We start from the raw sequence: 14,206 nt of genomic DNA on the forward strand, positions 1-14,206 counted from the left end.
GCAGCGCTCAGGCCCCGGTGTCGGTCCGCGGCGTCGCGGTGTCTGCCGTCTCCTCGGGCTCGTCCGCCGAGCGGACGTGCGCCGGGTCCACCTTTCCGGTGCGCAGCCCGGCCCGGCCGACCATGTGCGCGGCGACGGGCGACGTCAGCATCTGGAAGAGCATGACGAGCACGAGCATGCTCGCCGCTCCGCGGTCCTGGAGCCGCAGCGCGACCCCGGCCAGGAGCAGCAGGAGCCCCAGCACCTGCGGCTTGGCGACGACGTGCAGCCGCGCGAGCAGGTTGTCGAACCGCACGACACCCATGCCGGCCGAGAACGAGAAGAAGGCGCCGAGCAGCAGGCAGAGGCCCGCCAGCACGTCGGTCACGACGGTCATCACGTCGGAGATCACGGCGTCTCCCGCCCTTCGGTCACGGCCGGCGTCGCGGCGTCGGCGTCGGTCTCGGCCCCGCCGGCGGACCGGGGTTCACCGCCGGACCGGGCCTCGCCGCCGGACCGGGCCTCACCGCCGGGCGCGGCCTCGAGCGCGGTCCGGGCCAGGGCGTCGGGCGAGGCCTCGCGCCTGCCGTCCGGCTCCACGCCCACCCCGCCGGCACGCCCGCGACGACGGCGCGGCGTGCTCCGCGACCCCGGCGCGCCGTCCTTGGGCGGCTCGACGGCGGCGAACCGTGCGATGGTGACCGACCCGACGAATCCGACCATCGACAGCACGACGAGGATCGGCACGAGCTCCGTGCGGCGCGAGAGCGCGGCCTCGACCGCGATGGCGCCGACCAGGGCGGTCGTCAGCACGTCGAAGGCGATGGTGCGGTCGAGCATGGAGGGGCCGCGCTCCAGCCGGACCACGGCGAGCAGGGCGGCCGCGGCCAGCAGGAGGGTGGCGATCACGGCGACGGCGATCATCATCGTCGGGCCTCCCGTCCGGCGGGTCGTGCGTCGGGTCCTGTGTCCGGTCCTGTGTCCGGCCCAGTGTCCGGCCCAGTGTCCGGCCCTGCGTCCGGCCCTGCGTCCGGCCCTGCGTGCGGCCGGTCGTCGGGGTCGTCGTCCGCCCGCGGCGCCGGGCGCCGGGCGACCCGGCCCAGCTCGTCGTCGGGCGCGAAGGCCAGCAGCACCCGCTCCTCGAGCTCCTGCGTCGCGCGGCGCACCTCCACGGCCCCGCCGGACTGCTCCAGGTCGAGCACGTGCAGCCGCAGGGTGCCCTGCTTGCGGTCGAGGTCGACCACCATCGTGCCGGGCACCATCGAGGACAGCCCCGCAGTCGTGGCGATGAACAGGTCGGAGCGGGTGCGCAGCGGCACGGTCACGAGCCCGCCCTCCGGCGTGGGTCCGGGCACGACGGCACGCCAGGCCACCTGGAAGGAGGCGAGGGTGAGGTCCGCGAAGAACCGGCCGACGAGGCGCAGGAGGGGTCCGGGGCGCACGACCGTGCCCGTGGCGACCGGCGGCAGCGGCAGCGCGAGGGCCACGAGCGCACCGAGCACGAGTCCCGCCAGCACGTTCGCCCAGGACAGGTCGCCCCACAGGAGCACCCACAGCACGGCGCCCACGATCGCCGTCGGCCACATCGCGCTCACCCGGCGCACCCAGCGCCGTCGCGGGCCCTCGGTGCCCGGTGCGCCGCCGTCGTGCTCCGCGTCCCAGGAGGCTGCGCTCACGGGGTGCTCCCCTCGGTCTCGTCCTGCACCTCGTTGGACTCGCCCGTGCCACGCGGCGCCCCGTCGGGGAACACCGCCTCGACGTAGGTGCTGCCGTCCATCACCATGACCGCCGCCCGCTCGGCGTACTTCCACAGCGGGCCGGCCAGCACGGTGAGGCTCACGCCCACGGCGACGAGCGCCGCCGTCGGGCCGATCATGCCCAGCGGGATGGGCGCGCGGGCGGGGAGGGAGCGCTCGTCCGGGCACGGCTGCCAGAACGCCTTGTTCCAGGCGCGGATCACCGCGTACAGGGTGAGCAGCGAGGTGACGACCGACCCCACCACGAGGATCCAGGCCAGCACCGACCCGTCCACGACACCGGCCTCCAGGAGCCCGACCTTGCCGAGGAAGCCCGACAGGGGCGGGATGCCCGCGAGGTTCATCGCGGGCACGAAGAAGAGCACGGCGAGTCCCGGCGCCATTGTGGCCAGGCCGCCCAGGCGCTCGAGCGACGTGGTGCCCGCGCGGCGCTCGATGAGGCCGACCACGAGGAACAGCGCGGTCTGCACGGTGATGTGGTGCACCACGTAGAAGATCGCGGCGGCGGTGCTGGCCTCGGTCGCGAGCGCGACGCCGAAGATCATGTAGCCGATATGGCTCACCAGCGTGAACGAGAGCAGACGTTTGACGTCGTCCTGCGCCACCGCGCCCAGGATGCCGACGAGCATGGTCGCCAGCGCCAGCACGAGCAGGACGGCCTCGAGCTTCTCGTCGTGCGGGAAGAGCATGGTCTGCGTGCGCAGGATGGCGTAGACGCCGACCTTGGTGAGCAGGCCCGCGAACACGGCCGTGACCGGGGCGGGTGCCGTCGGGTAGGAGTCGGGCAGCCAGGCCGACAACGGGAAGATCGCCGCCTTGATGCCGAAGGCGAGCAACAGCATCGTCTGGATGCCCAGGCGGACGCCGGGGTCGATGTCGGGCAGGCGTTCGGCGAGCTGCGCCATGTTCACCGTGCCGGTGGCCGCGTAGACGAGCCCGACGGCGAGCAGGAACACGATCGAGCTGAGCAGCGCGACCACGACGTAGACGCTGCCCGCCCGGATGCGCTCGCTCGTGCCGCCGAGCGTCAGCAGCACGTACGACGCCGCGAGCAGGATCTCGAACCCGACGTACAGGTTGAACAGGTCGCCGGCGAGGAAGGCGTCCGCCACCCCGGCGGCCAGGATGAGGAACGTCGGGTGGAAGATCGCGACGGGCAGGACGTCGCGGCGGCCGGACTCGTCGGCGTCGGCGTCCTGCGCCTGCAGGGTGCGTCGCAGCTCCTCGGCGCCGCGTGCGGCGGGGACGGTGCGGCCGTCGCCGTCGGCGATGCCCTGCGCCATCGAGTACAGCAGCACGCAGAGCAGCATGATGCTGCTGATCAGCAGCATCAGCGCGGCCAGCGGGTCGGCGACGAGGTTGACGCCGACCGGCGCGGCCCAGCCGCCGAGGTCGTTGACCACGGGGCCGTCGTGCGCCGCCACCACGAGGCCTGCCGCGGCGGCCACCGCGACGGACAGCGCGGCGACCGAGATGAACCGCTGGGCCCGCTCGTGCCGGTGCAGCGCGAGTGCGAGCCCGGCGGCGAACAGCGGCACGAGCACGGGCAGGGGGACGAGGGTCTGCACGGTCCAGAGGTTCACGCGTCCTCACCTCCGCCCGTGCGCTCGCCGGCGGCCGCCGGCCGCGTCGCCGTGTCCGGCGGTGTGCCTTTCGCCGTGTCCGGCAGTGTCGCCTTCGCCGTGTCCGGCAGTGCGACCTCGTCCCGCGTCGCCTCGGCCTCGACGTCGAGCGTGACGGCGGGCTCCTCGGCGTCGGAGTCGGCGTACGACGGCGCGTCCTGGACGGCGAGCCGTGCGATGCGGGTGTCCTCGACGTCGTCCTGGACCTCGTCGTGGCCGTGCAGCTGCCAGGACCGGTAGGCCATGGCGAGCACGAAGGCGACGAGCGCGAGCGTGATGACGATCGAGGTCAGGATCATCGCCTGGGCGAGCGGGTCGCTCATCGGCTCGTCCGTCACACCGGTGATCGGCGGGGCGCCCGCGCGCCCGCCGGCCAGCAGGAGCGCGAGGTTGGCGCCGTTACCGAGCAGGACGAACCCGAGCAGCACGCGCGTGAGCGAGCGCTCGAGCAGCAGGTAGACCCCGGCGGCGAAGAGGACGCCGACGGCCAGGAGGAGCGCGCCGGAGGGGACGTTGTCGAGGACGATCATGTGCTCCGACCCCCCGACCGGGCCCCGGTGCCCGCGCGCTCGCCGGGCTCTGTGCGTTCGCCCGCTGATCCTTCGCGCTCCGGCTCTTTGCGGGCATCGGACCGCGAGCCGGCGGTGGCGAACGGGACGCGCACCCGCGACCCCGCCGTCGCGGCGTACGGCTCCGCCTGCCGGTCCAGCTCGGCGCCGAACGTGCGGAGGATGTCGATGACCAGGCCGATGACCACGAGGAACACTCCGATGTCGAAGAACAGGCTGGTGACGAGGTGCACCTCGCCCAGGAGGGGCAGGTGCAGGTCGACGATCACGCTCTCCAGGGCCGCCTGGCCGGCGAGCAGGGCGACGAGGCCGACACCGGCCGACAGGAACAGGCCGGTGCCGAGCACGAGACCGGGGTGCACCGGGGCGGCCTCGCCGAGCTCGTACCGCCCGCCGGCGAGGTAGCGCACCGCCAGCGCGAGGCCGGCCACGAGCCCGGCCGCGAACCCGCCACCGGGGGCGTTGTGCCCGCTGAACAGCAGGAACAGCGCGAACAGCACCATCGGGTAGAAGAGCATCCGGGTGACCACCTCGAACATGACGGAGCGTGCGCCCGCGTCGAGGGTCGGCCCGGCGACCAGCCACGTGCCCGGCCGCACCTGACGGGACCCGGCGCGCGCCGTCCGGCCTCTCGGCTCGTCCCCCGTCGGGTCGAGGCGCAGGACGTCGCCGCTGCGCTGGCGCAGGAAGACGAGCGACGCGACGCCGGTCGCGGCCACCAGCAGCACGGAGATCTCGCCCACCGTGTCCCAGGCGCGGATGTCCACGAGGGTCACGTTGACGACGTTGTGCCCGCCGCCGAACGTCTCGGCCTCGGCCGGGAAGTCGACCGAGATGGGCACGTGCACGCGGGCCAGCGGTGCGACGGCGACGAACGCCATCACGACGAGGCCGGTGAGCACCCCGATGCCGAGCCGCACCCAGCGGCTGGCCGCGAGCGGACGGTCGGAGAAGTACGGGGGCAGACGCCGCAGCACCAGCACCATGACGACGAGCGTGATCGTCTCGCACAGCACCTGGGTGAGGGCGAGGTCCGGCGCGCCGTGCAGCAGGAACAGCGCCGCGTTGCCGTACCCCGCGACGCCCGCGAGGAACACCGCCTTGAGCCGCCGGCGCGCGCGGGCCACGAGCACGGCGGCCACCACGACCACGAGGACGACGGCGAGCTGGGCGGGGCGGTCCCACGGCACGACGGCGAACGGCCCGAGGCGCAGCACGTCGGGGCGGTCGGCGGCGTCGGCGGCCACGGCGAGCGCCCGGTCCCCGCGGGCCCCGACGAGCCCCGTGGCCAGCGCGACGCCGGGGCCGACGGCCAGGACGAGCAGGATGACGCCGAGGTAGAAGGGCAGGGAACCGCGCTGGGTGCCCGCCGTGACGTCGCTCGCGATCCGGTCGAGCTTGCGCATCGTCCTGCGGTAGACGGCGTCGGCGCCCTCGGGCATCCACAGCGCGCCCTGCAGCCGCTCGACCCGCTCGCGCTGCCAGAACGCCAGGGCGCCGGCGAGCAGCACGGCGACGGTGAGCGCGAGCACCGGCGTGAACCCGTCCCAGAGCGCGAGGTGCCCGGGCTCACCCGTGGGGTACGTGTCGGCGTGCGGCCCCAGCAGGTCCTCGCCCACCTGGGGCACGAGCGCGACGCCGAGGCCGAGCAGGGCCAGGACGAGCGGCGGGGCGACCATCCAGAACGGCTGGGGGTGGACCGTCGTCGGCGCGTGCTCGGCGGGGGCGGGCAGGCGTGGCTTGAAGGCGCCCCACAGGAACCGCAGCCCGTAGGCGACCGTGAGGGCGGAGCCGACGGCCACGACGACGATCATGACCGTGCTCAGCGGGTCGTCCTCGTGCGCCCAGGCGGCGAGCGCCGCCTCTTTGGCCACGTACCCCGCGAACGGCGGCAGGCCGATCATCGAGGCGGTCGCCAGCACGGCCGCCGTCGTGGTCACGGGAAGCTTCTTCGCGACGCCGGCGAGCTTGCGCAGGTCGCGCGTGCCGGTCGCGGCGTCGACCACGCCGACCACGAGGAAGAGCGAGGCCTTGAACAGCGCGTGGGCGCCCAGGAGGGCGAGCCCGGCGAGCGCCGCGGCGCGCGTGCCGTAGCCGAGCAGCAGGGTGAGCAGGCCGAGCTGCGAGACGGTCCCGAACGCGAGGACCAGCTTGAGGTCGTGCTGGCGCAGGGCGCGGTACCCGCCCAGCAGGAGCGTCGCGCCGCCCAGCACGAGCACGACGACGCGCCAGGCCGTCAGGTCGGAGAACGCGGGGGCGAAGCGGGCGATGAGGTAGATGCCGGCCTTCACCATGGCGGCCGCGTGCAGGTAGGCCGAGACCGGGGTCGGTGCCGCCATGGCGGCGGGCAGCCAGAAGTGCGTGGGCACGAGCGCCGACTTGGTGGCGGCCCCGGCCAGGAGGCAGACCACCGCAGCGGTCACGACGGGACCGGACGGTGGGTCGGCGACGACCGCCGACACGCTCCACGTGCCCGCGGTGACGCCCAGCACGACGATGCCGACCAGCATCGCGAGGCCGCCCGCCGTCGTCACGACGATGGCCTGCATCGCGGCGCGGCGCGACGACGTGCGGTCCGCGTAGTGACCGATCAGGAGGTAGGAGAAGACGGTGGTGAGCTCCCAGAAGGTGAACAGCAGGAGCATGTCGTCGGCGACCACGAGGCCCGCCATCGACCCGGCGAACGCCACGAGGATGCCGCCGAACTTGCCCAGGCCGCGCGCCTCGCGGGAGAAGTAGGCGCCGCAGTAGAGCATGACGAGGGCGCCGACACCGCCGACCACCAGCAGCATGACCCAGGACAGCAGGTCGAGGCGGAGGTCGATCGCGAGCCCGAGCGGTTCCACCCACTCGATGCGTTCGGCGGGGGTGCGCCCGTCGAGCACGGCGCGGGTCCGGACGAGGGCGTAGGCGGCGGCGGAGGCCGGACCGAGGGCGAGCACCCAGAAGGCGCGCCGGCCCATGGCGGCGACGAGTGCGGGGGCGGCCAGGGCCAGGACCCCGTGGGCGATCAGTACGAGGAGCACGTCCGTACCGTCCTGTCTGGGGCGGTGGGACAGGACGTCGTGACCGGCGGGTGCGAGGACCCGGGTCGAGCACGGTGCGGCTTGCCCCACGAGCGGCGGGCGGGTGGGCGGTGCGACCCAGTTTATCTGCTACCGCCCTGTGGTCGGACCGCATGACGCTCCGCGCGAACACGCCGAGCGTCACCTCGGCCCCGAGGAACCCTGGGACGCCCGCGCTCGTTACCCCTGGAGCGAACCGCGCCGGTCCGCCGTCCGTCAGTGGGCCGTCGGCCCGCCTCGGGGGCCTACGATGGACGACGGCGAACTTGACGACGACCTGGGAGAACCCGCGTGTCCATCCTCGACAAGGTCCTTCGCATCGGCGAAGGACGTGTCCTGAAGAAGCTGCAGTCCGTGGCAGCGCAGGTCAACCGCTTGGAGCCCAGCTTCGTCGAGCTGAGCGACACGGAGCTGCGCGAGGAGACGGCGCGCTTCAGGGAACGCCTGGAGCACGGCGCCACCCTGGACGAGATCATGCCCGAGGCGTTCGCCGCGATCCGGGAGGCGTCGAAGCGGACGCTCGGGCAGCGGCACTTCGACGTCCAGATCATGGGCGGTGCGGCGCTGCACCTCGGCAACATCGCCGAGATGCGCACCGGTGAGGGAAAGACGCTGGTGGCGACGACCGCCGCGTACCTCAACGCGCTGACCGGCAAGGGCGTCCACGTCATCACGACGAACGACTACCTGGCCAAGTACCAGGGCGACCTGATGGGCCGCGTCTACCGGTTCATGGGCCTCACGACGGGTGTGATCCTGTCGGGCCAGACGCCGGCGCAGCGCCGCGAGATGTACGCGGCCGACATCACGTACGGCACCAACAACGAGTTCGGCTTCGACTACCTGCGCGACAACATGGCGTGGTCGGAGGACGACCTCGTGCAGCGCGGCCACAACTTCGCGATCGTCGACGAGGTGGACTCGATCCTCATCGACGAGGCGCGCACGCCGCTCATCATCTCCGGCCCCGCGGCCGGTGACGCCAACCGCTGGTACACCGAGTTCGCGAAGGTCGTGCGCCGGCTGGTGCCGACCGTCGACTACGAGGTCGACGAGAAGAAGCGCACCGTCGGCGTGCTCGAGCCGGGCATCGCGAAGATCGAGGACTACCTCGGCATCGACAACCTGTACGAGTCGCTCAACACGCCGCTCATCGGGTTCCTCAACAACGCGATCAAGGCCAAGGAGCTGTTCAAGCGCGACAAGGACTACGTCGTGCTGAACGGCGAGGTGATGATCGTCGACGAGCACACGGGCCGTATCCTCGCGGGCCGTCGCTACAACGAGGGCATGCACCAGGCCATCGAGGCCAAGGAGGGCGTGGAGATCAAGGCGGAGAACCAGACGCTCGCCACGATCACCCTCCAGAACTACTTCCGCCTCTACGACAAGCTGTCCGGCATGACCGGTACGGCCGAGACCGAGGCCGCGGAGTTCCAGAGCACCTACAAGCTGGGCGTCGTCCCGATCCCGACGAACAAGCCGCCGCAGCGCATCGACCAGCCCGACCTCGTCTACAAGAACGAGGAGGGCAAGTTCAACGCGGTCGTCGCCGACATCGTCGAGCGCCACGCCTACGGCCAGCCCGTGCTCGTCGGCACGACGAGCGTCGAGAAGTCCGAGCTGCTCAGCGCCAAGCTGAAGAAGGCCGGCGTGCCGCACAACGTGCTCAACGCGAAGGAGCACGAGCGCGAGGCGAAGATCGTCGCGATGGCGGGCCGCAAGGGCGCCGTCACGGTGGCCACCAACATGGCGGGCCGCGGTACCGACATCATGCTCGGCGGCAACGCCGAGCACATCGCGGTGGACGAGCTCGCCGAGCGCGGCCTCGACCCCGTCGAGACCCCGGAGGAGTACGAGGCGGCCTGGCCCGAGGCGCTGGAGAAGGCCAAGGCGCGCGTCGCGCAGGAGCACGAGGAGGTCAAGGACGCGGGCGGCCTCTACGTGCTCGGCACCGAGCGCCACGAGTCGCGCCGCATCGACAACCAGCTCCGTGGCCGGTCCGGCCGTCAGGGCGACCCGGGCGAGTCCCGGTTCTACCTGTCGATGCAGGACGATCTCATGCGCCTGTTCAACTCGGGCCTCGCCGAGTCGATGATGAACCGTGCCGGGTTCCCCGACGACATGCCCCTCGAGTCCAAGATGGTCACGCGGGGCATCATGTCCGCGCAGGGCCAGGTGGAGTCGCGCAACTTCGAGATCCGCAAGAACGTCCTCAAGTACGACGACGTGCTCTCGCGGCAGCGCAGCGTCATCTACGCCGAGCGCCTCCGGGTGCTCAAGGGCGAGGACCTGCGCGAGCAGGTGCAGCACTTCCTCACCGACACGATCACGGACTACGTGACGAACGCGACGGCGGCGGGCTCGCCGGAGCAGTGGGACCTCGACGCGCTGTGGACGGCGCTCAAGGCCGTCTACCCGGTGTCGCTGACGCCGGAGGACATCGTCGAGGAGGCCGGCGGCCTCGACCGTCTCTCGCCCGAGATGCTGCTCGAGGAGATCCTGTCCGACGCGCGGGTCGCCTACCAGCAGCGCGAGGAGGAGCTCACCCCGCCCGCCATGCGGCAGCTCGAGCGCCGCGTCGTGCTGTCCGTGCTGGACCGCAAGTGGCGCGAGCACCTCTACGAGATGGACTACCTCAAGGAGGGCATCGGTCTGCGCGCCATGGCGCAGCGCGACCCGCTGGTGGAGTACCAGCGCGAGGGCTACCAGCTCTTCCAGGCGATGACCGACGCCATCAAGGAGGAGTCGGTCGGCTTCCTGTTCAACCTCGAGGTCACCGTCCAGCAGCCGGGCGCGCAGGACGAGGGGCAGCCGGCCGACGGCGGCTCCGACCTCCCCGCCGCCGGCCCCGTGCCGCCGCGCGGGCGGCTCGGCACCAACCGGCCCGAGGCCCCGCCGACGACGCAGATCCCGGCCGTACAGCCCGCCGCGGCGCCGCGTGAGCCGCAGGGTCAGCAGCCTCCGGCGCCGCGTCAGCGCCGCGCCGCGGGTGCGGCCACCGAGCCGATCCTGCTCGCCAAGGGCCTGGACGCGCCGAACCGCCAGCAGCCGCTGACGTACTCGGCGCCCAGCGAGGACGGATCGGGCTCCGCGTTCGTGCAGGGGTCCGACGGCGCCCGCCGTCGCGCCGCGCTGCACGGCGAGGCGACCTCGGCGTCGTCCGACGGCCGCACCTTCCCGGGCACGCCGCGCAACGCGCAGTGCCCGTGCGGCTCGGGCAAGAAGTACAAGGTCTGCCACGGCGTCAACGAGTCCTGACACCCTCGCCGCCGAGGTAGTCACGTGGCGAGGTAGTCACCCAGCACGCGCTGAGTGACTACCTCGCCCCATGACTACCTCGGCGGAGGCGGCGGTGAGACGGGGGCCGCGGGGGGCGGGGGCTCCGGTTACCCTGATCGCAGGCGGCCGGAGCTCAGCGCACCGGCCCGCGCGCGGGCCGTGCCGCCCGCCCCGACGAGTCTCCCGACGAAAGCAGGACCGCCGTGCCCGTCCCCGTTCCCGAGCCCGCACGCGGGCTGCGTGTCGCCCTGCTCGGCTGCGGTGTCGTGGGCACCGAGGTGGCGCGCGTCCTCCTCGAGCAGCGGGAGGACCTGGCCGCCCGGGTCGGCGTGCCGCTCGAGCTGGCGGGCATCGCGGTGCGCGACGTCGAGCAGCCCCGCGACCCGGTCGTCCCGCGCGAGCTGCTGACGCGGGACGCCGCGGGGCTCGTGGACGGCGCCGACATCGTCGTGGAGGTCATGGGCGGCCTCGAGCCGGCGCGCGGCCTGCTGCTGCGTGCCATCGAGGGCGGCGCCGCCGTCGTCACCGCGAACAAGGCCCTCCTCGCGGCCGACGGCCCGACGCTCTACAAGGCGGCGGACACCGCGGGCGTCGACATCTACTACGAGGCCGCGGTCGCCGGTGCCATCCCGATCGTCCGCCCCGTGCGGGAGTCCCTCGCGGGCGACCACGTGCGCCGCGTGCTCGGCATCGTCAACGGCACGACGAACTACGTGCTCGACCAGATGGCCACGGGCGGGCTCGACCTCGCGGAGGCGGTCGCCCAGGCGCAGGAGCTCGGCTACGCCGAGGCCGACCCGACGGCCGACGTCGACGGGTACGACGCGGCCGCCAAGGCGGCCATCCTGGCCAGCCTCGCCTTCCACACGCGGGTCTCGGCGGACGACGTGGCGCGCGAGGGCATCCGCGGCATCACGTCCGACGACGTCGCGTGGGCCGCGCGCACCGGCCACGCCGTCAAGCTGCTGGCCATCGCCGAGCAGACCGGCGAGGGCGTCGCGGTGCGCGTGCACCCGGCGCTCGTGCCCGCCGACCACCCGCTCGCGGGGGTGAAGGGCGCGTTCAACGCGATCTTCGTCGAGGCGGACGGCGCGGGCCCGCTGATGTTCTACGGCCAGGGCGCCGGCGGGCGCCCGACGGCGTCGGCGGTCATGGGCGACGTCGTCTCGGCGGCGCGGCACCGCGTCCTCGGCGGCAAGGGCCCCCAGGAGTCCACGTACGCCGCGCGACCCCTGCTGCCGCCCGACGCCGCGGTGACCCGCTACCAGGTGCGGCTGCTGGTGGCCGACCTGCCGGGCGTGCTCGCCCAGGTCGCCGGCGTCGTCGGCGACCACGGCGTGTCGATCGACACCGTGCGCCAGACGGAGCCCACCGAGGGCACCGCAGAGCTGGTCCTGACCACCCACGCCGCCCGCGAGGCGTCGCTGGCCGCCACCATCGCGGCGGTCCGCACGCTCGATCCGGTCCGCGAGATCACGTCCGTCCTGAGAGTCGAAGGCTGAACCGTGCCCGTGCTGCCCGCTGAACCGAACGTCCCCCCGTCCGCCACGACCGGCCCGCGCCTGTGGCGCGGCGTCATCGCCGAGTACGCCGACCGTCTGCCCGAGCACCTCCGACGGACGATCGTGACGCTGGGTGAGGGCGGTACGCCGCTGGTCCCGGCCCCGGCGCTGTCCGAGCGCACGGGCGCCGATGTCTACGTCAAGGTCGAGGGCATGAACCCGACCGGCTCGTTCAAGGACCGCGGCATGACCACGGCGATCTCGGCCGCCGCCGCGCGCGGCGCCCGGGCCGTGGTGTGCGCCTCGACGGGCAACACGTCGGCGTCGGCCGCCGCGTACGCGACGCGTGCGGGGATGGTGTGCGCCGTGCTGGTGCCGGACGGCAAGATCGCCATGGGCAAGCTCAGCCAGGCCGTCGCGCACGGCGCGCGGCTGCTGCAGGTGGACGGCAACTTCGACGACTGCCTCGTCGCCGCGCGCAAGCTCGCCGACACGCACCCGGTCGAGCTCGTGAACTCCGTGAACCCCGACCGGATCGAGGGCCAGAAGACCGCAGCCTTCGAGATCGTGGACGCGCTGGGCGACGCGCCGGACATCCACGTGCTGCCCGTCGGCAACGCCGGGAACATCACGGCCTACTGGAAGGGTTACACCGAGTACGCCGAGGCGGGCGTCGCGAGCAGGACCCCGGCGATGTGGGGCTTCCAGGCCGCGGGCGCCGCGCCGATCGTCAAGGGCTACCCGATCGACGAGCCGGACACCATCGCGACGGCGATCCGCATCGGCAACCCCGCCTCCTGGCAGCTCGCCGAGGAGGCACGGGACACGTCCGGCGGCGTCATCGAGGCCGTGACGGACGAGCAGATCCTCGCCGCCCACCGCATCCTGTCGGCCGAGGTGGGCGTGTTCGTCGAGCCGGCGTCGGCGTCGGGCGTCGCCGGGCTCCTGGCCCGGGCGGAGCGCGGGCTGGTGCCGCAGGGGGCGCGCATCACGATCACGGTGACTGGCCACGGGCTCAAGGACCCGGGCTGGGCGCTGCGGACCCCCGACGGCGGCGAGGTGGAGCCCGTGCGGGTCTCCGCCGACGTCGTGTCGATCGCCGACGCGCTGTCGCTCTGATGCAGCTCGGCGCCGACCACGTGCGGGTCAGGGTGCCCGCCACCAGCGCGAACCTCGGCCCGGGGTACGACGCGCTCGGTCTCGCCCTCGCGCTGTACGACGAGGTGGAGGTTCGCCTCGTCGCGCGCGACGAGGTGGTCGTCGAGGTCGAGGGTGAAGGAGCGGGTGAGGTCAGCGTGGGGGAGGACCACCTGGTGGTCCGCGCCCTGCGCCGGACGATGGACCTCGCGGGGGCCGTGCCCACCGGCCTGCACATGACGTGCCACAACGTCATCCCGCACGGCAGGGGGCTCGGTTCGTCGTCGGCCGCCGTCGTGGCCGGCATCGTCGCGGCGCGGGCCCTGCTGGCCGACCCGCGGGCGATCGACGCGGCCACGGTGCTCGCGCTGGCGACCGAGTTCGAGGGGCACCCGGACAACGCGGCGCCCGCGATCCAGGGCGGCGCGACCGTCGCCTGGACCACGGACGCCGGAGCCCGTGCCGTCGGGCTCGACGTGGACCCGTCCATCGAGGCCACGGTGCTGGTGCCGGACGTGCGGCTGGCCACCGCCCGGGCGCGCGCCGCGCTGCCCGCGCGGGTCGCCCACGGCGACGCCGCGTTCACCGCCGGCCGGGCGGCGCTCCTCGTCGAGGCCCTGGCCCGGCGGCCGGAGCTCCTGTTCGACGCGACGGAGGACCGGTTGCACCAGTCCTACCGCGCGGGCGTCCTCGGTGCCTCCAGCGAGCTCCTGCGCGCGCTGCGGGAGGCGGGCGTGCCCGCGACCGTCTCGGGTGCGGGGCCCACCGTCCTGGTGCTCGCCGGACCGGAGCACCGCGCGCGTCGTGACGAGGTGCTGGCCGACCTGGTGGACGGGGCGGCGGGGTGGCGCAGGCTCAGTCCCGGCATCGACCTGGCCGGCGCGCGGGCCAGGAGAGTTTCCCGTAACACGGGTGCGCTATCGTCCGGCTCGTCAGGTGCAGCCGGTCGACCGACAGCGGGCCGTGTCGGCCCATGATCTGGGGCAGTGCGGGGTGGTAGTATGCAGTGAACCTTCGGGATTTCACGTCCTGAGCCATGGTGGCGAGAGCCCGGTTCGTCCTCGGTTCCTCACCGCCTGACCGGCAGGGTTTCGATCCAGTGGACCTCGGCCGCTCATCCGTGCCCGTTGCAGGTCGTCACGCACGGCCACCGCATCTCACGAGAAGGCAGACATCGCCCCCGTCAGCCGTCGTCGTCGTACCACTGATGCGAGGTTTTCCGCGCTCCGGCCGTCCGCGCCGGGCGCCCACTATCCCGCGGCCCGCGATCACGCGTCACGCCGCAGTTCGAGG

At 73.4% G+C, this 14,206-nt stretch carries 10 protein-coding genes and 1 pseudogene; 5 read left to right on the forward strand and 6 right to left on the reverse strand.

Annotated features, from left to right (window positions below; translation table 11 throughout):
- Window positions 1-7: 7 nt before the first annotated feature.
- The 6 genes from mnhG to HLB15_RS02395 are packed head-to-tail and all read right to left on the reverse strand — an operon-like array spanning window position 8 to window position 6,953.
- On the reverse strand, window positions 8-391 hold the full coding sequence (gene mnhG, locus HLB15_RS02370; RefSeq protein WP_308424934.1) for a monovalent cation/H(+) antiporter subunit G: 384 nt from the start codon (window positions 389-391) through the stop codon (window positions 8-10).
- Complete coding sequence (locus tag HLB15_RS02375) at window positions 388-906, reverse strand: MrpF/PhaF family protein (protein ID WP_229785413.1); 519 nt, start codon at window positions 904-906, stop codon at window positions 388-390. Before HLB15_RS02375 ends, mnhG begins: the two co-directional genes overlap by 4 nt.
- Window positions 903-1,655, reverse strand: coding sequence for a Na+/H+ antiporter subunit E (locus HLB15_RS02380; RefSeq protein ID WP_229785411.1), 753 nt, complete (start codon window positions 1,653-1,655; stop codon window positions 903-905). The genes HLB15_RS02375 and HLB15_RS02380 overlap by 4 nt, the downstream gene beginning before the upstream one ends.
- On the reverse strand, window positions 1,652-3,319 hold the full coding sequence (locus HLB15_RS02385) for a Na+/H+ antiporter subunit D (RefSeq protein ID WP_171103330.1): 1,668 nt from the start codon (window positions 3,317-3,319) through the stop codon (window positions 1,652-1,654). Before HLB15_RS02385 ends, HLB15_RS02380 begins: the two co-directional genes overlap by 4 nt.
- Window positions 3,316-3,888, reverse strand: a complete 573-nt coding sequence (locus HLB15_RS02390; protein ID WP_171103332.1) for a Na(+)/H(+) antiporter subunit C — start codon at window positions 3,886-3,888, stop codon at window positions 3,316-3,318. Before HLB15_RS02390 ends, HLB15_RS02385 begins: the two co-directional genes overlap by 4 nt.
- Window positions 3,885-6,953: a Na+/H+ antiporter subunit A gene (locus HLB15_RS02395; protein WP_171103334.1), complete on the reverse strand. Its 3,069-nt coding sequence runs from the start codon at window positions 6,951-6,953 to the stop codon at window positions 3,885-3,887. Before HLB15_RS02395 ends, HLB15_RS02390 begins: the two co-directional genes overlap by 4 nt.
- Before the next feature lie 330 nt (window positions 6,954-7,283).
- On the opposite strand from HLB15_RS02395, the pseudogene secA reads away from it, so the two are divergent.
- The 5 genes and pseudogenes from secA to thrB all read left to right on the forward strand — a co-directional run.
- Window positions 7,284-9,777 (forward strand): annotated as a pseudogene (gene secA, locus HLB15_RS02400) (preprotein translocase subunit SecA); the annotation flags it as partial.
- 314 nt (window positions 9,778-10,091) lie between these two features.
- Window positions 10,092-10,253, forward strand: a complete 162-nt coding sequence (locus HLB15_RS25030; RefSeq protein ID WP_417715065.1) for an SEC-C metal-binding domain-containing protein — start codon at window positions 10,092-10,094, stop codon at window positions 10,251-10,253.
- Window positions 10,254-10,477: 224 nt separating this feature from the next.
- Window positions 10,478-11,776 (forward strand): homoserine dehydrogenase, encoded by a 1,299-nt coding sequence (locus HLB15_RS02405; protein WP_171103337.1) that lies wholly within the window; start codon window positions 10,478-10,480, stop codon window positions 11,774-11,776.
- Window positions 11,777-11,785: 9 nt separating this feature from the next.
- Complete coding sequence (gene thrC, locus HLB15_RS02410) at window positions 11,786-12,895, forward strand: threonine synthase (RefSeq protein WP_171103414.1); 1,110 nt, start codon at window positions 11,786-11,788, stop codon at window positions 12,893-12,895.
- On the forward strand, window positions 12,895-13,890 hold the full coding sequence (gene thrB / locus HLB15_RS02415; RefSeq protein ID WP_171103338.1) for a homoserine kinase: 996 nt from the start codon (window positions 12,895-12,897) through the stop codon (window positions 13,888-13,890). Before thrC ends, thrB begins: the two co-directional genes overlap by 1 nt.
- Window positions 13,891-14,206: the final 316 nt, after the last annotated feature.

This window comes from Promicromonospora citrea (assembly GCF_013004695.1).
Taxonomy (GTDB): domain Bacteria; phylum Actinomycetota; class Actinomycetes; order Actinomycetales; family Cellulomonadaceae; genus Promicromonospora; species Promicromonospora citrea.

Excerpts from the sequence above, each read along its gene's own strand:
- HLB15_RS02375 (WP_229785413.1), bottom strand. The coding sequence starts at position 906 with ATGATGATCGCCGTCGCCGTGATCGCCACCCTCCTGCTGGCCGCGGCC.
- HLB15_RS02390 (WP_171103332.1), bottom strand. The coding sequence starts at position 3,888 with ATGATCGTCCTCGACAACGTCCCCTCCGGCGCGCTCCTCCTGGCCGTC.
- thrB (WP_171103338.1), top strand. The coding sequence starts at position 12,895 with ATGCAGCTCGGCGCCGACCACGTGCGGGTCAGGGTGCCCGCCACCAGC.